Genomic DNA, 20,684 nt, shown 5'->3' with positions numbered 1-20,684 from the left:
GCCGGTGGCGGTCGCTTGCCAACGTTCCCTTCTGGCCGAAAGCGACTAGTAGCCAAACGTTGCTTTTGGGTCACAATGAGCAGGCAGAAACCACCCCGATGATGGCCCTGGGATTCTTGCTAAAGGCCCTACGATAAGGGTAGAAATGTTCATGCGCAGAGCGCGCCTATCATCATGTTTCAACGATTGCAATTCGCGAATTCTACTTATACGGAGAAACCTTAAAAAAAGGTCGAGCTGTTTCTATCATCGCTGCATGCATCTGTCGGAGGTATCCTATTCCAGTGCCATTGTAGTAAGCACAGCTTTTATTTCGGCGGAGCAGGAAACTAGGCCATTGCGACGGGATTTGAGATATCGTTTGAGCATGCATGATGCCATCGTGAGCGTCTTTAAAATCCGACTTGGATACCACACGATATTTTTTATGCTCTGCCGTCTCTTCGCCCTCAAAAATTGCAAAATTGACGATATGCCTTGCTGCTGGCCTGTGGTGAATAAACTCATCAACAAAGCGGTGCAGTCCTTCAGCATAATCCAGGCTGCCAACAAAAAGATTGGCTCGACAATTTAATACTTGAAATTCATTGAGGGCCTCCACGTCAGTGGCGTTACGTAATGTTAGCCAGCCGCTGTCACTTGGAACCCGATAGACATCTGGATCGTAGCCTAGACAAAATATCGTTGGAGATAACGGAAGTAATAATATTGCTCCGGCATCCCTGAGGCCGAGCGAGCCACCACGAGTCCGCTTGTCCTCCAACTGCCATCGGTTCGTTAAGACTGCCGGATCATCAGAAACAAGGAACGGAACGCTGGTAGCATTCCTAACCAGACAAACTTTTAAATCAGACACAACTTCCATGTTTTCAGCAAAGGCGCGCATTGCCGTTTGTACAGCCTCCTTAATACTCATGGAAAAGTCGCTATCGAGCCCAGTAGGCTCGATCATATCCTCAAACATTTCAGCCGACCGCCTACATGCACCCTCAGTGCGTAGATATTGAAATAGCCAAAAAATCTTGAGAGTATATTGATGCTCCAACTGGAGCTTATATCCAGGCTCAATTATCTCACTGATAACTGAGCCATACCACTGTTCCAGCGACTGGATAGCCTTCTCAAGCTGATCGTCTTGACCGTAAAAATAGTCGCGCGAGCACTGATTTTTTACCGGTGCATTAGTTATGAGCCTTCGCCTATCAAGATTGTAAACATTGATAGCAGCACCTTCACCTTTGATTGTGAACGGCTTTAGATAACAACGCGGAACAAAATGCTGATTTTTATTCGATGCCATATTTGACTCCATGCATGGGCAGGTCTCAGCCGCTTTTCAACCGCTTCCTGCGAGACGCGAGCTGCAAACTTATCGGTGGTTGCATGGCTTGAGGTTTTGCGTCGGCGGCGGGGATGGTGGCCTAGAGACATTATCACTACCTGACCTCAGTTTGATGGGGCGGGCAAAAAAAACTCAAGCCACGATATTAGGCTTAAGCCCCTCCTTTGATTTGATACCAAATTAGGCAGGCGTCGATGTGCATGGAGTGGCGTACGCTCTGCCCGCATGGCGACTACAATTGGCGTGAACGAGAGCAGATGTAACCGCCGGCTTGCCGGCGAACATGCGCGTGACGAGGCCATGTGATGTTGAATAGATGAAATCCCGCTTCGGGTCAAAAGCGGATGGTCGCGACGAGCCAGATGATGTCATCTGACGCACCGTGGCTCTGACAAAACCTGTAATTTCGCCTGCTACATGAAAATCCACACGGTTGATGCATCTCGTCAAATCTTCAGTTTGAAGTGCATGAGCGGTCCATCTTTCAACCGATTCAGCACATGGGCTGTGATCTCCTCCATTTGACGGCGATCCTCTTCAATGTCTATTTCTGTTCCTTGGAAAGCCTTTAACGTTGAGCGGCCCAGGGCATCTTTGATCGATGCGCAATGTAAAATTATTTTTTGTTCCCAATAGTCATCCCCGGCTTTCACGTCGTCAAATTTCGTTGACTTGCCTAAGCTATCAAAGGCAAACACCCCTCCCGCCAAGAAAGTGCGTACGCGATTCGTGGGATGGTGATACTCGGTGGAACGTGCTGACACAGCTTTCAGTAATGTTCCCAATAAGTAAGAAGCTCGGATGAGGCGCCTGTACATATCCTCTTCTAATTTAGGCTTCCTATAGGTCGCAGGCAGGTGCCAAACCCAGACCCCAAACATGGTACCGGCATTGAAATCAGCGTCTGACTCTAACGCCCTTGCTTCATCATCGTTGTTTGGTCTGTAGTCACAATGGCCGTGGATTGCGTGAGCTAATTCGTGAAAATACAGCAAAAGACAGGCATCCAGTGCAAGCCCGAGCGCGTCGAATCCCGCCTCATCAGGTTCCTGCACACCAGGGAATAAACAGCGAATTGAGTTCTCACCTGGACGATATTGATTTGACAAGCCGGCCGTGGCGCTGTCCTCTTCAAGAGCACATAACTCAATAGCGGCCGACAGGGTCACAAGCAATGTTCCAGCAGCAATATCAATTCGGTACTGACCCTCACCGCCTCCAACCATAGCTTGAAAGGTATCATTGCCTCTGAATTCCCTGTCTATCGTCCAGCCCTGCTTGGCTAGCCTGTGCTTGCGCAACTCCTTCATCAAGAATTCAATCTCTGAATCAAATTCCCTAAACATCACTTCTGACAAAGCAAGTCTGCCGTCAACCAGATCGTGCGTTTGAAAAATGGCGTTAAGGATGTGGCCTTGCGGGTACGCCCGCAAGGAAATACCACCAGACTGAGGAGATTGCCCATCTATTAGGTACATGTAGTTTTCAGCCCTATCCTATTGATTTATTGGCGAAAGACCATTCCACCGAGTACCCGCCTAGCGGCAGATCATCGCCTCCCCATCCTATGGACAGGTTCGGGTGCCCCCCACTGGTTTAGACGGCAAAAAGCCGCTGAGATCCCAATCGAACGGTCTCATAAGTAATCGGCAACCCAAAGCTAAAATTGAGGCGGGTTGGAGAAATCAATACAATCGTTAAAATGCCCCAGGTAGAGGATGGTTGCATGATAACAATCCATACAACCGTTACAACAGCGCAGGAGCACGGAATATCGTTAACGAGTGATATTGAATACTTTGCGAGCTTTGAAGTGATCTTTCATTATGAAATACGCAATAGCCATTCCAGTTCCCACCAATATTATTAATGAAACCATGATCGATTGAGTAGCGCGCAAAATAACTACGAATATTGGACTCATCAAAAGAGAAAAAGCGAATCCAAGCATTATCACCCAAACGACAGCTAGCCCCTTACCTTTGGAGACTATTTCACCGTCTTCAAGCTGCGCGGAGTACAGAACATGCACACCCTGAAGTCTACGAACGAGCGCGAGTTTAATCTTTCGCCCTACCACCAAAAATGAACGCATGTAGTCGTCACAAATGACATCTTTTACTCGAACACCGTTTATTTTTACAAACGAGATGATTCTTTGCCCATCCATGTATGAGCCGAAGCCAATTTCTTGAATGACGCCGTCTAGAATTACAAGTGCCATACTCACATCACCGTAGAAAAAGTTATATATCTGGTCAAATATTCTTCGAATAAATTATCTTGCCATCAGCACTTTTGAGATCAATTCGCTGTGGGCCTATTAAAACAATTCGTTGTGGACCAAATTCACCTGCGAAACGCTCCCTCTCCACTGATTTCACGTAGCCCCAAATATCAATCTTCAAGCTATCTCTAGAGGCTTCTATTTTGCGAGCAAGAACTTCATCTTGTACGTCCAGGAGTATGTCGGAACCACCCTTAAATCCTAGATAATAGGGAGTTGGCCCAGGATTGATATAGCAGCGGAGCTTCGGAACTCTTGCCATAGCGGTGGAATTGCGCTTTTCTTCATCTGAATATTCCAGCTTGTCAGAAAACAGACAATGATCTATTCGAAAACCTTTCGCTTGCTGGTCATAGTTACTCAGAGAAATTGGCGTCCAATCATCAGAGCTAAACTTGACAAAATTGTACTGCTTGTATTTTTCGGCCTCCTCTCCAACCAGTACACCTATCGCTGTCGTCAGATCTTTCTTTTTGAATGAGTCCTGCTCCGACAGTCTTTCTGACGCCAACCGATAAAGCTCCGGATTTGCCTTCCGGACGTTAAACGCATCGGCAATGGACTCAGCGATATCCTCGGGTGATTCGTTCCAATCGCGTTTCGCGTTGTACAAATTGAAAGTCGTCATTGGTTGTTTGACGTCAAGGTAGGCAGTTGGCTCTCCTATCCCCGGGTCTTGGAAAGCAACCAGGCGTGGAGCATTTTCTTGCTCTAGTTGTTGCAAAACCGCTTGGTCAGACGTCTTCGCGTCAATCGCCGCAGAGTTTGCAGAGGACTTAGTGTTTTCAGGTCTAGGCGTCTCACTTCCTCCCCCACATCCTGCTAACAGCATGAAGCCGGCAGGTATTGCGAGCGCAAGCAGCCTGCGACCTCGCAGCGAATATTGGCCAAGGAGCATGAATTGTATCCCTATGAAATTTCCCGAATGACGGCCGATTGAGTGCTTCTGAGCCACCGATTTGCCATCGCCGGCCAAAGCTACCAAATCGGTAGTATTTAGAAAAGCAGCAAATTGCACCATGACGTCACTGATTTTCTAGAAGACATCATGACAACCAGCACGCTATCCATACGGCTCAAACACGCACGACTAAGTGCTGGGCTGTCTCAAGAGGAATTGGGGATACGAATCGGCCTTGATCCTGCTTCGGCGAGCACGCGTATGAATCGCTATGAGCTTGGCAAACGCGTTCCAGCGCCTGAGTTGATAGAACGAGTCGCAGTTGAGCTGGATCTGCCCGCCGCATACTTTTACGCCTACCGTCATGATGAAGCGGACCTGCTTGAGCGTTACTTTCGGCTCAGCGAGTCTGGGAAGGAGCGGTTGATGGCTTATCTCAATAGCCTTGAATAATCCCTGCCCCAATCACATTCCGAAAAGGTCCAGCAGAGACGCTCAAGACTGCATACCTGCGTGCTGGTTGAGAGGATCATCGAAGGACTTGTGCGGACGGCTGTATGTCTGCGATGCAGTACCACTGGCGCTAATGCAGCTAAAGCTAATCGCGACTACTGGGTTGTACCGTAGTCATCCCATGACGATTTCGGAGAAAGAAAAAAGGCCCCACAGGGCCTTTTGTCACACTCGCGCTCTTTACTTCTTGAGCCAGGATTCGACGGTCGCAGACCCATGCTCAGATTTCCACTGCTTCAAAATCTTGTGGTTGCCACCTTTGGTTTCAACGCGCTCACCCGTTTTTGGATGTTCATAGATTTTCACCTCGCGCGCTCTCCGAGTTCCAGCTTTCGGAGCATCAGCGGCAGCGGCAGCGCCAGCCCCCCGACCTACGCTTTTTGGCTCCAAAAGGTTAACGACGTCCTTAAGACTGAAGCCATATTTCGCGAGTAAATCGCGAAGCTTCGTTTCAAATTCAATTTCTTTTTTCAGCCCGGCGTCACCCTTCAGCGCTTCAAGGGCCTCTAACTGCTCGGCCAAATGTTTTTCCAATTGACGATATTCTGCAAGCTTAGACATATGCTGCTCCTATGTTCGAAAGGCGATGGCTACTCAAGACGACATAGCATCGTTTTTACCCGACAATCAACGAGATTGAATCACAGAGTTTGCGATCCTAATACAGCATCTTGTTATAGCCTTAGTAGATCGCGCCATGGCTGCGTCAAATTCGAAACTGAGCACTTTTTCTGTACTCATTAGCCAAATGACTGCTGGAACGCAGGATAATTCCAGCCAGCTTTTAGGACTTGTCCGGTATTCAAGTAATGTCCAATCTCCTGCTCCAACTCACGCTTTGGGCGCCTTAAACAGCCTCCGCCAGCGAAGTCGGACATCGTCGATGGCTGGTTTGCGGCTGAAGGTTGAGCGGCTCTGTACCCATACGCTATTGGAAGCCGTCAGATTGATTCGATCGACACCAACTCAAAATATTTGAACTTGCGTTTCTTCGCTTCTGACTTTGCCTCCTGTTCAGCAACGAGTCGACTCAGCGTGCTTGCGTCATAGACCAGCGTCTCCGCTGAGCCTTCGAATTCCGACCTAACACAAAGTGTTACTCTCAACTTGGGTGAACGGCTAGCGTGTGCAGGTCGGGCTTTTGAAACGTGCTGCTGATCTGCCGTAACCTGCGGGGTTTCAATGACTGGAGCAGCTCCATTGCTCTGCGTTCCAAAAAGCGCCTGGCGCATCTCTTCTTCGCTCAGATTATCTTTCATGTAGATGTCTCGTCTGTTGTCTCTGGTTGATCAGTATTAAATGGTGAGCAGCCTAGCCTTTCTGGAAGTCGGGCTCATGCGCCCATGGCGTATCGGCAGCGATGGGAAAGTGCAGTGTCTAAGTGTGCTCCTCCGATCAGATAAAATGGATTAAAAAGGTCAACGCAATTTTTCCAGCATTCGGTAGTACCACATGCCCGCGGCTAGCATCGGGCTTCCAAGCAGTCGCCCCATCGGCACACTAATGTGCTGGCAGGCGGCGAAGGTATGGAAAGCATCTCGGCGCTACCGAACAGCGCTCGCGCATCCTTTCTTTGCCAAATCTTCACGCATCTGAGGTTCAAAAAGGGTGCTATCAGGCTGGCCTCATAATACCAGCGTTGCCCAGGGACCCGATTCCCTCTCCTTGCATCTCAGTGCCTTATAGCCAACCTGATGAGGAATTGAGCCCCAGGGGTTGTGCCACGCGGGAAAATGAGTCAACTTAAAGGCAGGCGTGGATGGACGCCTGCCGCTTGCGTTGGCGAAGCTCAGCACCATCAAGAAAGACCCTTCCCTGTGTGGCACCTTTCCCATGGCGCACACGGTTAGCAAGCTATCGTCGTGCTAATGCTGGAGAGTGCTATGTCCAAGTACAGCTACGTCAACATTATCAAATCACGATGCAAAGACTTTGCGCGTGAAAATCAAATGCCGCTTAACGTTGTTCATGAAATGGCAGCCGAAAGCGTCGGCTTTACGAGCTATCACGACCTCACTCAGGTCTCAAAATCTAGTCCGCAAGACATCAGGCTTATGAGGCTTGCGTTCAGCTTAGAAAAGCTTGAAGACGCGATATACCAGGACGAAATCCTCCCCAATTTGGATAGACAGCTTGAGGACGAGATGTCCGGAGAGATGGCGGAAACCAATGCCACATTTTTCACCATCGAGAACGTCGATCCAGCTAATGCATCCTATGACGCCACTAATGGTCATTTGACGCTGGAGCTGAATTTTGATTGGCAAGGAGAACAGGATGAAGAACGCCCTTGGTCCGGCAACGATTTCAACATCGATGCCGTGGTAACACTGGTGTATCGCTCTAAGGGCTGGAAGCTGCACGATCAGCATGGACTAGAGATCATCAGCTCCGAATCGAATAGGGACCGTGAATCGTACTTCGAGTAGTTCTTTGCGGCGAGTAAGAGTCGTACTCAGGGTTGTATCAGCGATATCGTTTTTTATCGCTGATGTAGCCGTGAGCTTTATCCTCGGTCTGCGGCCACAGGAGGTGAGCGTCGGTATTCAGGGCATTACTGGAGCAGATCACCCGGCTGGCATCGCAGGATCTCGCAAAGAGCAGTCATCGTTGAGAAACGGATTGCACGGGCTCTCAGTAAGCCTCATCGACTGAGTGTAGGGGCAACCGCTCCACTCGCGAGGCTGCACGTGGTGATCTCGTCGGAATTGCAGCGTTCTATAAACTATCGCCCCGCTGGCGCCCTTCGGACCTTCATCTAAAGGTCCGGTCTCTCACGGCGGAGTTACCTCCACAGTCTGCACAGCAAACAACCTCAAGACCTCATGTTACTAACGGTGATCGCCAAACAATAACTGCTACAACACAAACTTTTTAGAGTTGGCAAGCCTCGACCCTGAGAGATTGTGACTGAAGATCAATATTAGTCACGCGCGAATAAATCATCAATTGGATCAATTGCAACACTCAACGCACCCGACCAATCAATTTTTTGATCTCTATAAGAATCATAATCAGGTTCATATTCCGAGCTATAAAAATATTTATCGTAGTGCTCATCTACGTCCACAGCATCTATGACGGTATTGGCGACGCTAGAAGAGTCTGTTGCCCCAAGCTCACTCGCTCTTTCATCCATCAAAATTTTTAGTTTGCTGCGCGCGTCTGACTGAGAGGAACAGCCTGATAAAATTGACTCTGGAAAATCGTCCTCAACGGAGGAAATCAAATAGTCTGCTACAGCATCATCATAAGCCTCTGAAATCGATTCATCTTCCGAATCGCGAAAATATGCAACCAGCTCACCTAAAACCAACAACTCATCTTCGTTTGGATCATTTACAAATGCACCTTCCAAGAAACCTTCAACTGCTTTCTTATCAACACTGCTATTACACAACGCCCAAAGCAGAATTTGTGCCGAGGCCAAAAAAGATCGCATGCACATCTCATTAGAAACAAATTCAATGGCTTTCAGCAGACTTTTATCGGAAGAACTAAGAACTTTGCCAAGGTCGGATCTTATGATACAAAGCTGTGCTACAAACTCAGCATTACAGCCAAGAAAATTTATTTCAGAGACAGTCTTAAATACATGATCTGTCACATTAACAGCGATTTGTTTTGAAATAATTTTGTTACCCAGCATATCCTTCAAGCTTTTTAAAGATGCCAGCGTTCTCAAGCTACCAAAGCAGTCCCGTAACGCAGGGGCATTATTAGAAAATCTATTAATTACATAATCACCCAACGAAGGGTTAAACAACCGTACATAAGGATGGGGATCGCCATTCACAAACCTTGTAAGCATGGAACCCGAAAGATGCCGTAGATTAAGCAAAAAATCCTTCTTACCCATAATGCTCGCGGTGCTTGGAGAAGCTAAATATCTCGCAAACGCCTCCGCAAGCTCTGATTCGTTGATCACCCGCCCATTCAAAGCAACCAGTAGTACAAGCGCACGGCCACAGTCATCCAATTGCGCTTGAAATGGATGATCCCAGACTTGAGAAGGATTTTTTAATAAATCAATTGCATGCGACCAATATGAATCAGCTGGAACGTCCTCTAACCGCTGAGCGTCGGTAATGAAACGGATTAGCCTGGGGTTAAAATTTGGATGATCAATGATGGTTCGGTAACGCTTACCTAGATATAACTGTTCGACGTAGTCGCGATCCATCTCCGAATGCCAAATATGGTTATATAGAATTCGGGCCTTGTCTATCTTATCCAAAGATTCCAGCGTAATTTCAAACTCATTTCGGCTTACGTTTGAGTTATGAAAAACATCATTCAAAATCTTTCCCTGATTGAGAATGGTGGTACGAGACGTCAATACAAATCGCTTTTTTGGATCTTTCACAATGCGTCGAATAAAGCTCACGATCTTAGCGCCTTCGTGCCCAGAAAGCGCCTCCAAATAGTTACGACCCAAAAAATCATCAAAATAGAATATTTGCTTTGAATCTTGGTCGTATACCCCTTCTGCTTCTTTAATATCATCAGAAATAACCGACAGCGCAAAGCCTTCTGCCGCATACTGTAGGATCAGTTGACCAGCCAGCGTCGTCTTACCGATCCCTGCCGGACCTGTGATAATGACGACATTCATAGACTCCAGTTTCTCAATGGCCTCATCATGGTTGACGGTCGGCACATACAGACGAGACGCCTCCATGATTTCGTCAAGCTCAAATTGACTTCTATCATATATAGGCTTATTGAAGATATAACTCAGAACATTTGAGCTAGCAATCCAGAGCTTATAATGTCGTTTTTCGACATCAGCGTGGTTCGCCAAAATATCATTTAAATCCTCGCGACCTAATATGTCATCAGGAGAGCACACAAAAGGCGAAAGCTTCTCCATTAAAATGCTTTTATCTTTCCGTGAAAGCGGGTGTGATACTGCCAAAATATATCGACTAGGCGATAGCTTCTGAACTTTTAAGCTCTCCGAGTCCTCGATGTGCTTAACCAGACGTTCCAACGGCGTCGAAATCCAATGCTTACACTGAAGAATCCACTCATTCCCCTCGGACTTAAAATAACGACCATCCACCCCTCCATCACGTCCAGGCTTGAAGCGCTCAAACCGGACTCCTTCCCTTGCGCTGAGCAGGTCAGTGCAGAAGACTTCGAATTCCTTGTCGTTTAGTCGCGAAAAGTCGTATTCGTTCACAGAGGCCTCGGTATTGGTGAGCCACATGCCACTCACCAGATCAGCACGTAGTTGTAGTTTTTGATGTTTTTCTAAGGCCTATAGCTGGGAGAGCTGTGTAGAGAGAGCTACCAGGCGACTTCGCTACATCTTACCTGTAGAAACCGGGCGAATAGAGCATTCGCCCGAACTAAGCCAGAGGGTTAGCTGACGGGTGCGGGCCAACCAATTCCTTCTCCGATTTTTTCGAAATAGTAGTTCACACGATCACGAAGCATTTTTGCAAACGGCGCAGTGTCGGCATCGGCCATTGCCAGTAAATGAGTCTTCAAGTTTTCGACCCACTCGTACTCAGCCTTCAGGGACTGGCCGATTTGGAAATTATGCTCGTATCGCTTTGCGAGCGACGCGAAAAGCTGGTCATTGGTGCGAGAATCGGCGATCAGGAGAGCCGCCAGATCCTCCACATTTGTATGGTGAAGAAATGGTGCACCGGCATAGTTTTCGTCCTCAATGCCATGCTCGTATAGTGAAGAATAGCTGTCAGGCCCAGTCGCTAGGCGCGCCACGTAGTTGTGCGCTTTAACCTTCAACTGCCTACGTAAAACTTCTGCACTGGCGTCCTTCACCATCGTATAGATAGAGGTAAACTCTGGGTTGGTATAAGAAGAATATCCGAGCCCAACAGCGCTCATGCTGTCGAAGCCATAAACGCCCTTGTTTGGTATCAACGTACCCGCGTCTACCAATCTGAACACATACTCAGTGAAATACTTTAGTAGGTCCCGCTCGCCGCCTATCAAGTGGTCACCATATCCACCTAGGGTAATGGCGATTCCTGCCACATGCAGAATCACACCTGGATGAGTAAGCTTTTCGTCAGCCAATTCACTCAACAGCTCAGTCTTGGCTTTCTCATACTCCGATTTACTCATGCGCGACCAATCCCAGAGAAGCCGCCATGCCGGGATATGAGCGTGCCCGACTACATCTGGATGGCGGGCTAACTCATCGTTGATTGCATCTACATCGATTTTGCCGCTGAAGAACAGATCGGCCAGATGCTTCAGGCTGACAATGGGGTCCGTCCAGCGGACCTCGGGGTAGCGGTTGTTGAGCATCTCAAAGGCTTGCTCTGTAGGAGTCTTTTCTGATTTCGAGAACAGCCGTCCCACTGAGAAAGCGGTAGTCGGAAGCTGCCGGAGCATAGCCTCACTCAAATCTGCACTGCGGGCTTCACAGCCTGTCGCAATCATGTACAACAGGAGCTGCTTCAGTGCATCTGGGGCTTCGCTCAGCCGCTTATCCACTACCCCCACCAAGCGCTCGAAGTCCGCTAGTACGGCGCGCAGATTGCGATAATTGGGTTTCTTCGAGGCGTTGAAAGTGGCCAGCAACGCCATCTTTTCAGCCGACACGATCTCCTTAACAGCGCCTGACTTCAGGTCGCTCGTTAGCTTGTCCAGAACCTCAGCAGGATCTGCCTTAACCTCAATAGTCTTGCCTACAAGCTTCTCTTTCTGCCTGTCGTAGTCTTCACGCTGGGCTTTGGGGATCTCGCTCTCGTTGGCGAGGATGATCACTTTGAGCTTCTCATGCTCGACCAGAGTGTTGATGAAGCCCATGACATCCGAGATCTTCATCGAGCAGCGTTCTAGGTCATCGATTACCAGAATCTTGCCGTCCAGGTTTAGTAGCAACTCCTTCAAAGCCTGAGCGCCACCCTTAGCGCCGGAAAACTTTTCTAAGACCCCAGAGGCCATATTTCCGAAAAGCTGAAAACCCTTCGAATTGAGCTGCGGATGAATCTGGGCGAAAAATTGATCTTTGATCGCAGAGATAGCGGTGACGCCGAAAAGGCTCGCATACAAGTAGTAGGGGGCTTTTTCCTCAGTCAGACTAGCCGAACGGTGATCCAGATATTTCCTGATGAAGTGAGTTTTCCCAGCTCCCCATGGGGCAGAGAGCATAATTGCGTATTCTGTATCGACAGAATCATCAAGGTAATAGTCCAGCAGTTTGGTCGCTTCGTTGGATTGGCTGCTCGCCATGGCTAAAACTCCGGAATGCCTGTAGCGGGTCTAGGTTCTTACCACTCTTGAGTGGGTTGGATTTCAGGTCACATTGGCGAAGGGTATCGACGATGGCCTTCCAGCACAGTGCTTGGACGAATGAACAATGGATCACTAAGCTTTCCACGCTGCCCAAAACAAAAAAAGAGAGCATAAAACGAATGGCACTTCCAATCACAGACTTGATCGTGGCGACAGTTAGTAAGATGGTCGATGACTCCCAATCGGGGGCGTACAGAGAGCCAAGTCATTCGGATCTGGATTTCTACATTAGCCGCGCGGGACTATCGAACATCGACCCAAAGGTACAGGGTCAAACGGTGGGCAAAGCGAAGCGTGTACGGGCTGTGCTGTCCTGGGCACTCGATAACGACCAAGTTGCCGGAGGAAAGCTGGTCGAGAGCTTGATTTCCAAGATAAGAGCTTCCGGTGGTTTCAGGGAAACGTCCGAAAACTATGTAGGAAATGATGTCATTTTGCGGGCCGTAGACGCCTTCAATTCCGAAGGCTATGTGCTCGCAATGGATGGAGATCTACGATCCAAGAACTTGGAATCACTAAGTGGCCGGAACCTCACCGAGGCACTACGAGCATATGCTAGACGCGCTAAGAAAGGTTCGGAAGACGCAGCGCTGCTCTCCGGCACAAGCAAAGACTTACTAGAAGCGACGGCGGCTCACGTGATAACAGTGAAGTTCGGCGCCTACCCTCAGCAAGCCAATTTCCCAGCATTGCTTGGCCAAGCCTTTGTTGCTCTCGGCATGGCTACGCCGGAAGACCCGCCATCATCGACAGAAGCTCCATGCCGAGTTATGGAACGCGGCATGTATCACGTTGCGGTAGGCGTTAATCGTCTTCGAAATAAAGAAGGCGCCGGCCACGGCCGGCCTTGGTCTTCTGGCATTACAAAGGTTGAAGCAGAAGCGGCGGTAGAGGTAACTGGCGTAATCGCTGGGTACATGCTGGACAAGCTCAACACATACTAAAAGTGAAGATCGCCCGACTCTCACAGCTCTAGCGACTTGCTCTGACGCTGCTGACATGTGCTTCTTCGTGGTCGTTAGCTTAAAAATCCGGTCTGATACCGGAGATCCCCTAGAGAAAAGACAGATCTTTAAGGTTCCGCGCTGGTAGGAGTGGCCCATTTCCGACTTCAGTAGCTCCCTCAAATTTCGCGGGAGATTCGGCCTTCATCTTTTACACCTCCTGGCTGACACTCTCCGTCGTCCTCATTCCGAGGACATCAGAGACACCATCGGGAGACGAAAAATGAAAGACTACCTCGACGAGAAAAAACTGCTCATTCGTCAAGGCCATCAACTATGGCACCTCCATAACGCCTTGCTCGAAAACCCTGAGGAGATAGTGATTTGCGAGATGGCCAACGTGTATAAAGAGGTCGGTCGAGTGCGAACCATAGCTGAAGGCATGGTTCTGGCTGGTGCGAATATCACCGCCTACCGCAGCACCGAAGAAGGAGAGCGGGTGATGCAGCGCACCCGTGACAATCTCAAAACTCGCCCAAAGGGCGACCCACTTTTGGCTTAAGGAGACGAAAAATGGATCGCACGTTCCAGCCTATAGAGCGTGCGCTCAAAGATGAGTTCGAACGCATTGGGCGAGAGTATCCGGACCGAGAGATTAAGACAGCGATTGAGGACGGTATCGTCCGAAAGGTCATCCGCGAAATTTTGTCCTTGCCACTCCACGCAAAAGTCCCCGGTACAGCGGACGAGCATAGCTTGCTGGAAAGTATCATCTGCTTGGTAAGCAGTCATAACAGAAAGTGGCTGAGTGAAATTCAGGTTGCGATCCCATACAGCCGGCTCACTTCGAAGCTACGCCCAAAAGATGCGCAGTTGAAAGCCAAGGTACCAGTACGCACGGTTCCCGATGAGGTCGTAGGCTCCTGCATGTTGTCGGATATGCAGCTTCGCAACTACTTTCTTAAATGGCTATGGATGTGTGTTCCTGAATCCGAGTTGGAAACCTTTCCGCACCTGCTGTCGCTGTTCAACCAAAATGAAGACGCGGCAGAAACGACAGATCGGTTAGAAGTCGTCATGGAGTCAGGGGCTTGGGAGGTTCTGACCAAATGCCAACAGTTCGTGTATGCCTCCGAAAAGAAAGCGCGCCCAGCGAAGAGAAAGAGCGTTCGGGAATACAGTAACGAAGATATAAAAGGCATTCAGGCCAAAATTCTTGCATCTATGACACAGAGCGTCTCTGAAAGTACTTGGCGCTCTGACCTCCTCAACACGCTACCAAGCCAAGATGGATTGTTCGCCAAACTGCTGATCAATGCTGCTCTCAATCGCTTCATTTTGGAGAACTGGGCGTTCGAAAAGCGCACCCGATCTGTGGCCGAAATTCACTCAGGCTTTTTATCAGAGCTTGAAGAAACTGCTCCTGAGGGACTAGTTCAGATGCTCGATGAGCACCGAATCGAGGGGAAAATCTGTCACCGTGATCTTGCCTGGAGCATGCTCCAGCATTCTCTTTCGAACCACAGAAGTGGCCTAACACCCACTGTCGTCGAAGCACTTGATGCGCAGAGCGATGCGGTGCTCGCAAGTGCGGCATTAAAAGAGTACGAGGCCGAAAGAGAAGTGAACCGCATTTTCAGCCTTGATTCTGACACATCGCGCGCCATGATCTGGTTAGCCCTAGCGTGGATCTATCTCAACGGCAAGACACTGCCCAATGACAATTCCACCCTTCATGCGACTGGTTTTCGTCCCGTGTCACGTCGAGCGAAAACGACGCAGATTGGTCAAAACATGGTTTCACTAAGACGCGTCCTATCATCACTACTACTCAACCATCATCATGAGCTTCCGTCCGCAGAGCGAAGCGGCCTGCATGCAAAGTGGGTCATTGATGTTAGAAGCACAGTGATTCGAACTCTCCTCGATAACTTCAAACAAGCGACGCTATCTCAGTGGGACAGCGCCCTCACGAGCGGGATGACGGATATTGCCCTGAGGGATTTGCTAGGCCGCTGCGGCCTGCCTTCGAGGCCCGTGTAACACATGTACAAACAGATCAGATCAGACGGAAGCGATCACTCATGGACGCTTTCGCCGAATTGGTACATTTCGGCGGCAGCTTAGGGCCGTTTGCGGTCATGAGCGACCGGCGAAAAATGACCGCTTTCGAACCTTTCCACATCACGTCTTTGTTGACTTATCCTTCGGTTGCGCCTGGCATCACGCGTCGAACTCGGAGCTGCTCCTTGTACTCCTCACAATATTCATCGATCAGAATCTGCCGAGGCATATCGCTAAACATGTTGCCACTGTTGGCAAGTTCGTGATTTGGTGGTGGGGCCGTCGCAAAACTTCCATTCATTGCATCTACGACAAGGATATAAGAAAAGAGATGCCGTGCTTCCAGCCCACGAACCTGCCAGTTCGCCGCAAGTTGTTTGCGAGCATGGTATTTAGCTGCTTGATTTTTAGACCAAAAAAGCAACGCATGGATACCCTTAGCATGCCCCAAACCAAAAGGTGCTCCGGTTTCCAAGTCGAAGAAAGTCCAGAAAGGGGTTCCAACGCAGAGTTCGGTTGGTATCGCATTATGACGAAGCCGCATTCCTAACAGCTGTCCAATTGAGGGAATCTCTTCGATACTCAAAGCTGAAATTCGGTTCCGCTCAGCGAAATCCTTTGCTCCAGATTGGAAACCGCTGGCAGAAACGATGACGCCTACTACATCAGAAAACTCGCCGATCTTAGCTTTGAAAGCCAATACATCGTTGCGTTCTACTCGTCGTTTTGTATTTTTACACTCAATAGCAACTCGATGCCGTATTCCAGCCACCTCAAACTCGTAATAAACGTCAATTTGATACTCGGCGCCTTCTCGGCCCATCAAACAAGCATCCTTCGCAACCACGACGTTGTGGCCACCAAGGCTCAGAAGTGTTTGATAAACATATTGAACGTGGTCCTCAAAATCCCTCCAATTTAGTGAGCTGGAGGGGTCGGCACGTTGCTGTTCTAGGGTTTCTATGAGGCCTAACATCGACCGTTGGATTGTTCTAGACATGGCGGGAAAGGTTCGAATTGGAAGCCATTGGAAACCGACGCCATAACGCCGGAGTGCATGCCTGTATTTTATATGAGTTACATTGCGCCCCGCATTAACTCAGCAGAATGCATCTATGAGGTGAATGGGCAAGATTCTTCAGACACGTGACGGGGCTGCTACTGGCCGTTCCCTGAAACTCACGTCAGGCAGCAATCGGTAAACTGCTGCCTACGCACCATTACAAGTCGACTAGGGCTTGCTCGGATCTGCCGGACGCCAAATTAGTTTGCTGGTGTCATACCCCCTGTCGCTGAGCAATCTTTAGCAGCTGTTCGCGGTTGACGCCGGTAATTTCAGATGCGCGTGAAAGTACCCATAGATATTCTCGATTCGGGTGGCCGACCAATGCGAACTGGTAGGCGGGGTCGTGGTAAAGCACCCAATACTCACCTTTGGCTATTCCTGGTGCAATGCGGCTGAACCAGTTATCAAATTGCACCCACAGTTTGTCTGTCTTACCTGGCTGCTGCGGATCGGCAATTCCGCGTACCTCTTTCCAATCGCCACCCTCCTCCCTGCAACGATTGGTGACGTCAATGCGGCCATCATCACGTAAACCATAATGCGCCTCTGACTGCTGGCAATTCCGCTGAAAGAACATAGGTAACCTGGCCTGCTCATACCAAGTGGCCTGGTATTTCTAAAGGTCGACTTGCATGGTCGTGGGAGGGGGCTTCTGGCTTGGGCCTGCACATCCGGCGAGTGCTAAAAACCCAGGGAGGAACGTAAAGCGATCTTGCGAATCGACATATCGACCTCCAGTTTGTCAGGAGAAACGCACATGTCATTGGAGATAAGTGAGGGTGAAAAGTGCTATCAATTTCTTGATGGCGGCGTTCACAGTTGGGACGGGCCGATTGCTGCCTTTCGCGACCGGCAGCATTCGGCCAAAAGCGATTGGTCATGAGCGGTTGCTAGCGATCAGAAACAGGCATTTCAGGTAAAAAATCGTCGACTTGTCGGTAATAGGAACTAGACCTACCATCTGGTATCCATTGGCGCGATGAACCAAATGGATCGGCAGTTCCAGACAAAGGAAGGCGAGCAATGGCGATTCAGAGCGGCAGTGAGCGCGGTTCAGAGTGGCGGCAGTGGGATTTGCATATTCACACTCCAGCGTCATTTGAGTGGAGCGGGCAGAAATTTGACCGGAAGAACCTAGGTTCACCTGCTAACAACGCCCTTGTGGACGAGATGATTAAGGCGCTGAATGAGGCGGAGCCCGATGTCTTTGCGCTGATGGACTATTGGACGTTTGACGGCTGGTTTGCGCTGAAACGCAGATTGAGCGAGCCGGACGCCCCGAAGTTGACGAAAACTGTCTTCCCTGGGATTGAGCTGAGGCTTGCTGCCCCTATGAAGGGCCGCCTTAATGCCCATGTTCTGTTCTCCAACGAGCTGAATGATCAGATCCTCAAAGATTTTTTATCCCACCTCCGACTCGCCGAAAATAGCAGGCCATTGTCAGATGGGGCTCTCATTGATTTTGCCAAGCAAGTTCCGGACGCGCTTCTCAGGTATCACGGTTTCAAGCCTGAGCAGGTGGCAGCAGATGATGCGCAGGCCTATATGGCTGGCGCTAAAATTGCCGAGTTGACTTGTGACAGCTACAAAGAGGCCATAGCAAAAGTTCCTGATGAACAAGCTATTGGGTTCATGCCATACGATACGAACGATGGCCTGAGCGATGTGAAATGGACAGATCACTACGCTTATTTCATTGGGCTGGTACGATGCTCTCCGATTTTCGAAAGTCGAAATCTAGATGTCCGTGCCGCTTTTGTCGGGGAAGAAACACCCGGTAATGCCAAGTTTTATGTTGGTATAAGAGAGGGATTGAAAGACGTATCTCGCCTAGTTGTGGCCGGAAGTGATGCGCACTGCTTTGTTGGTATTCATGGAAGCAATGATCGTCGTGGATACGGCGACTTTCCGTCAGACAAGAAAACCTGGATCAAGGCTGACCCCACATTTCGTGGGTTGCAGCAAGCAATACTAGAGCCCGCAAAGCGCTCATTCATAGGCATATCACCGCCGAAGCTAGATCATATCGCGGCCAACAAAACGTATTTCATCGACCATGTGATGATCAGCAAAGTGCAGGGATCTGCACTGGCCTCGCACTGGCTGGGCGATGTCCAGCTTCCGTTGAACTCCGATCTTGTCGCCATAATTGGCAACAAGGGGAGTGGCAAAAGCGCTCTGGCTGACGTCCTGGCTCTGTTGGGCCATTCGCGCCAGACCAATCACTTCTCCTTCCTTCGAAAGGAGCGGTTTCGGGGGAAGGCTGGAGAGCCTGCTCGACAGTTCGAGGGGTTCATCATCTGGCATGATGGAACCATTAACACCTGCAATCTCAATGCGGACCCGCCCGCCGAGATGGTTGAAATGGTGAAGTATATCCCTCAAGGACACTTCGAAGATCTCTGCAATGCACATGTTACCGGCCAATCTAACGCTTTTGAAAATGAGCTTAGGGCGGTCATTTTCTCGCATACCGATGATGCAATCCGTTTAGGCGCACTGGATTTTGACCAGCTAATTGAGCAGCAGGAGAGCACGTACCGCCTTCAGCTGAACGAGTTTCGTAAGGATCTGAAACGGGTCAATCTTGAGATCGCTACCTACGAAAACCAACTCCATCCTTTAGTCAGAAAAAGCCTAACGGAACAACTGACCCTCAAGCGACGGCAACTTGCGGAGCATGAGGCTGTGAGGCCAGCGGCAATTGAAAAGCCCTCTGCTGAGCTATCACCTGAGCAAAAAACGACGGCCGAGGCCATTGAGGCAATCGCTGCAAATCTCAAAAGTTTGGAAGATGAACACAACAAAGCTAATGAGAAGGCCTCACAGCTAGCGGCCAAGAGCAAGGCCATCAAGGACGTGAGGGAGCAAGTCCGGTTGCTCCAGCGTACCTACGACCAGTTCGTGAACGACACCAGTAGAGATCTCGACCTATTGGGCCTGGCCGTCACCGACGTGGCGAAAATCGACTTAAATCTTGGTACGTTGGCACAGTTCGAAGAAGCGTTTTTAGCTGAGCAAAGGACCATTGGTATTAGGGCCACCGCAGCGGAAGGTGAACGCCAGGAACTCATAGGGAAGCAAGTCGAAGCTAAAGCGAAGTTGGATCAACCTCAGCTGTTTTATCAGAATCATCTGCTCGCAGTTCAAGAGTGGGAGAAGAAGTATCTGGAGCTTATTGGCTCTAGTGACTCTCCAGAAACGGTGAAAGGACTGGAGGCTAGGATCGCTCAAATAGATGCTCTGCCAGAGTTGTTGAACGCGCATCGGAGCGTTCGACTGGCATTGGCAGGCGAAGTCTACGACATCCTCGATGCTCAGCGACGAGCTAGGGAGGCGCTGTTCAAGCCGGTTCAAGAACTAATTCAGGGAAACAGTCTGATTCGCGAGGAGTACAAACTCCAATTCAAGGCGAAGCTCGGCGGCTCAATTGACGCTTTCGCCACCAGCCTTTTCACTCTGCTGAAGCAAAACGTCGGCGAGTTTCGAGGCGAGGACGAGAGCCTCAACACAGTGCGCCGATTGGGCGAAGCTGCTGATTTCGACAACCGTGAAGAGGCTGTTGTTTTTGCTCAAGCGCTGCACGACAGGATCTCAGCTGCGGCCGCTACGATTGGCGACAGGGTTGAATACGGCATCGACTCAATGCTGCGTAAGGACAAAAGTGCGAATGAGGTTTATGACCTCCTATTTGATCTTTCCTACCTAGAACCCCGGTATTCGTTGACGTTTCAAGATGCTGAGATCGAGCAGCTCTCGCCAGGTCAACGGGGTGCTCTGCTCTTGATCTTCTATCTGCTGGTGGACAGGGGGCGCAACCCAATCATTCTGGATCAGCCGGAAGAAAACCTCGATAACGAAACTGTGGTGAGCCTTCTTGTCCCAGTGCTCACCGAGGCTAAGAAGCGTCGGCAAATCATCATGGTTACGCACAACCCGAACCTTGCGGTTGTCTGCGACGCGGAGCAAATCATTTGGTCTCATTTTGATCGAGCGAACAGCCAAAAAATCTCCTACACCGCAGGAGCCATTGAGAGCCCTGCTATCAACGGGCATGTGGTGAAGGTGCTTGAGGGGACGAAGCCTGCCTTCGATAATCGCAGGTTCAAATATCATTGATGAGCGCCCGGCATAATGCATCCGTACCGATGCAAACTGTGCCGGGTGCTTCCTTCACTGGAATCTACCCGGCGTTACTGCCGACTCAGCGACGTAATGCTCGATGACATGTTTTTAATCCACGACGGAGTCTCTAGCTACCCCTTTTACAGCGACTAATGGATGGTCGA

The 20,684-nt window shown here is 49.6% G+C and carries 16 protein-coding genes and 2 pseudogenes; 6 read left to right on the top strand and 12 right to left on the bottom strand.

The annotated features are described in order from the left end of the window. Positions 1–202: 202 nt before the first annotated feature. From KSS97_RS04575 to KSS97_RS04560, 4 genes are all read right to left on the bottom strand, one after another. On the bottom strand, positions 203–1,300 hold the full coding sequence (locus tag KSS97_RS04575) for a DUF4238 domain-containing protein (RefSeq protein WP_217861187.1): 1,098 nt from the start codon (positions 1,298–1,300) through the stop codon (positions 203–205). A gap of 488 nt (positions 1,301–1,788) precedes the next feature. Beyond that, complete coding sequence (locus KSS97_RS04570; protein WP_217861186.1) at positions 1,789–2,820, bottom strand: hypothetical protein; 1,032 nt, start codon at positions 2,818–2,820, stop codon at positions 1,789–1,791. Between the two features lie 299 nt (positions 2,821–3,119). Next, positions 3,120–3,566 carry a hypothetical protein gene (locus KSS97_RS04565; protein ID WP_217861185.1) on the bottom strand — a complete coding sequence of 149 codons (447 nt, stop codon included), beginning with the start codon at positions 3,564–3,566 and terminating at the stop codon, positions 3,120–3,122. A gap of 34 nt (positions 3,567–3,600) precedes the next feature. Next, complete coding sequence (locus tag KSS97_RS04560; RefSeq protein WP_217861184.1) at positions 3,601–4,527, bottom strand: hypothetical protein; 927 nt, start codon at positions 4,525–4,527, stop codon at positions 3,601–3,603. A 150-nt stretch (positions 4,528–4,677) separates the two neighbouring features. Here KSS97_RS04560 and KSS97_RS04555 point away from each other — a divergent pair, with 150 nt between their 5' ends. Then, entirely contained in the window at positions 4,678–4,983 is a 306-nt protein-coding gene (locus tag KSS97_RS04555) for a helix-turn-helix domain-containing protein (RefSeq protein ID WP_217861183.1), read from the top strand. A gap of 240 nt (positions 4,984–5,223) precedes the next feature. Here KSS97_RS04555 and KSS97_RS04550 read toward each other — a convergent pair whose 3' ends face one another. From KSS97_RS04550 to KSS97_RS28675, 3 genes and pseudogenes are all read right to left on the bottom strand, one after another. Continuing rightward, entirely contained in the window at positions 5,224–5,604 is a 381-nt protein-coding gene (locus tag KSS97_RS04550; RefSeq protein ID WP_217861182.1) for a histone-like nucleoid-structuring protein, MvaT/MvaU family, read from the bottom strand. Between the two features lie 380 nt (positions 5,605–5,984). Next, a complete protein-coding gene (locus KSS97_RS04545; RefSeq protein WP_217861181.1) occupies positions 5,985–6,302 on the bottom strand; it encodes a hypothetical protein in 318 nt (105 codons plus the stop codon). Positions 6,303–6,461: 159 nt separating this feature from the next. Next, positions 6,462–6,581 (bottom strand): annotated as a pseudogene (locus tag KSS97_RS28675) (hypothetical protein); the annotation flags it as partial. A 345-nt stretch (positions 6,582–6,926) separates the two neighbouring features. Here KSS97_RS28675 and KSS97_RS04540 point away from each other — a divergent pair. Further along, a complete protein-coding gene (locus KSS97_RS04540; RefSeq protein WP_217861180.1) occupies positions 6,927–7,472 on the top strand; it encodes a hypothetical protein in 546 nt (181 codons plus the stop codon). A gap of 125 nt (positions 7,473–7,597) precedes the next feature. On the opposite strand, the gene KSS97_RS28610 is transcribed toward KSS97_RS04540, so the two are convergent. The 3 genes from KSS97_RS28610 to KSS97_RS04525 form a co-directional block, all read right to left on the bottom strand. Further along, positions 7,598–7,666, bottom strand: coding sequence for a helix-turn-helix domain-containing protein (locus KSS97_RS28610; RefSeq protein ID WP_225936111.1), 69 nt, complete (start codon positions 7,664–7,666; stop codon positions 7,598–7,600). A 300-nt stretch (positions 7,667–7,966) separates the two neighbouring features. Then, positions 7,967–10,228, bottom strand: a complete 2,262-nt coding sequence (locus KSS97_RS04530) for an nSTAND3 domain-containing NTPase (RefSeq protein ID WP_217861179.1) — start codon at positions 10,226–10,228, stop codon at positions 7,967–7,969. Positions 10,229–10,410: 182 nt separating this feature from the next. After that, positions 10,411–12,258 carry a P-loop NTPase fold protein gene (locus KSS97_RS04525; RefSeq protein ID WP_217861178.1) on the bottom strand — a complete coding sequence of 616 codons (1,848 nt, stop codon included), beginning with the start codon at positions 12,256–12,258 and terminating at the stop codon, positions 10,411–10,413. Between the two features lie 92 nt (positions 12,259–12,350). On the opposite strand from KSS97_RS04525, the gene KSS97_RS04520 reads away from it, so the two are divergent. The 3 genes from KSS97_RS04520 (at position 12,351) to KSS97_RS04510 (ending at position 15,308) form a co-directional block, all read left to right on the top strand. After that, positions 12,351–13,265, top strand: a complete 915-nt coding sequence (locus tag KSS97_RS04520; RefSeq protein WP_225936089.1) for an abortive infection family protein — start codon at positions 12,351–12,353, stop codon at positions 13,263–13,265. 283 nt (positions 13,266–13,548) lie between these two features. Further along, the gene (locus KSS97_RS04515) at positions 13,549–13,827 is read left to right on the top strand and encodes a hypothetical protein (RefSeq protein WP_217861177.1); all 279 of its coding nucleotides are present in this window, start codon (positions 13,549–13,551) and stop codon (positions 13,825–13,827) included. Between the two features lie 11 nt (positions 13,828–13,838). Beyond that, complete coding sequence (locus tag KSS97_RS04510) at positions 13,839–15,308, top strand: hypothetical protein (RefSeq protein ID WP_217861176.1); 1,470 nt, start codon at positions 13,839–13,841, stop codon at positions 15,306–15,308. Positions 15,309–15,465: 157 nt separating this feature from the next. On the opposite strand, the gene KSS97_RS04505 is transcribed toward KSS97_RS04510, so the two are convergent. Next, the gene (locus KSS97_RS04505; protein ID WP_217861175.1) at positions 15,466–16,329 is read right to left on the bottom strand and encodes a restriction endonuclease; all 864 of its coding nucleotides are present in this window, start codon (positions 16,327–16,329) and stop codon (positions 15,466–15,468) included. A 231-nt stretch (positions 16,330–16,560) separates the two neighbouring features. Next, a pseudogene (locus KSS97_RS04500) lies at positions 16,561–17,121 on the bottom strand (lipocalin family protein). Between the two features lie 297 nt (positions 17,122–17,418). Between KSS97_RS04500 and KSS97_RS04495 the strand changes: the two are divergent. Beyond that, positions 17,419–20,514: a TrlF family AAA-like ATPase gene (locus KSS97_RS04495; protein WP_225936088.1), complete on the top strand. Its 3,096-nt coding sequence runs from the start codon at positions 17,419–17,421 to the stop codon at positions 20,512–20,514. Positions 20,515–20,684 lie beyond the last annotated feature (170 nt).

Origin of the sequence: Pseudomonas alvandae, from assembly GCF_019141525.1 — a bacterium.
Taxonomy (GTDB): domain Bacteria; phylum Pseudomonadota; class Gammaproteobacteria; order Pseudomonadales; family Pseudomonadaceae; genus Aquipseudomonas; species Aquipseudomonas alvandae.
The sequence above is the reverse complement of the archived record's forward strand: the minus strand, read 5'-3'. Positions and strand labels throughout refer to the sequence as shown.

What these genes read in the sequence shown, in the direction of transcription:
- KSS97_RS04520 (WP_225936089.1), top strand. Translation starts at nt 12,351, where the DNA reads ATGGCCTTCCAGCACAGTGCTTGGACGAATGAACAATGGATCACTAAG.
- KSS97_RS04545 (WP_217861181.1), bottom strand. Translation starts at nt 6,302, where the DNA reads ATGAAAGATAATCTGAGCGAAGAAGAGATGCGCCAGGCGCTTTTTGGA.
- KSS97_RS04515 (WP_217861177.1), top strand. Translation starts at nt 13,549, where the DNA reads ATGAAAGACTACCTCGACGAGAAAAAACTGCTCATTCGTCAAGGCCAT.
- KSS97_RS04555 (WP_217861183.1), top strand. Translation starts at nt 4,678, where the DNA reads ATGACAACCAGCACGCTATCCATACGGCTCAAACACGCACGACTAAGT.
- KSS97_RS04540 (WP_217861180.1), top strand. Translation starts at nt 6,927, where the DNA reads ATGTCCAAGTACAGCTACGTCAACATTATCAAATCACGATGCAAAGAC.
- KSS97_RS04510 (WP_217861176.1), top strand. Translation starts at nt 13,839, where the DNA reads ATGGATCGCACGTTCCAGCCTATAGAGCGTGCGCTCAAAGATGAGTTC.
- KSS97_RS04525 (WP_217861178.1), bottom strand. Translation starts at nt 12,258, where the DNA reads ATGGCGAGCAGCCAATCCAACGAAGCGACCAAACTGCTGGACTATTAC.
- KSS97_RS04565 (WP_217861185.1), bottom strand. Translation starts at nt 3,566, where the DNA reads ATGGCACTTGTAATTCTAGACGGCGTCATTCAAGAAATTGGCTTCGGC.
- KSS97_RS04550 (WP_217861182.1), bottom strand. Translation starts at nt 5,604, where the DNA reads ATGTCTAAGCTTGCAGAATATCGTCAATTGGAAAAACATTTGGCCGAG.
- KSS97_RS04575 (WP_217861187.1), bottom strand. Translation starts at nt 1,300, where the DNA reads ATGGCATCGAATAAAAATCAGCATTTTGTTCCGCGTTGTTATCTAAAG.
- KSS97_RS04560 (WP_217861184.1), bottom strand. Translation starts at nt 4,527, where the DNA reads ATGCTCCTTGGCCAATATTCGCTGCGAGGTCGCAGGCTGCTTGCGCTC.
- KSS97_RS04570 (WP_217861186.1), bottom strand. Translation starts at nt 2,820, where the DNA reads ATGTACCTAATAGATGGGCAATCTCCTCAGTCTGGTGGTATTTCCTTG.
- KSS97_RS04495 (WP_225936088.1), top strand. Translation starts at nt 17,419, where the DNA reads ATGGCGATTCAGAGCGGCAGTGAGCGCGGTTCAGAGTGGCGGCAGTGG.
- KSS97_RS04505 (WP_217861175.1), bottom strand. Translation starts at nt 16,329, where the DNA reads ATGTCTAGAACAATCCAACGGTCGATGTTAGGCCTCATAGAAACCCTA.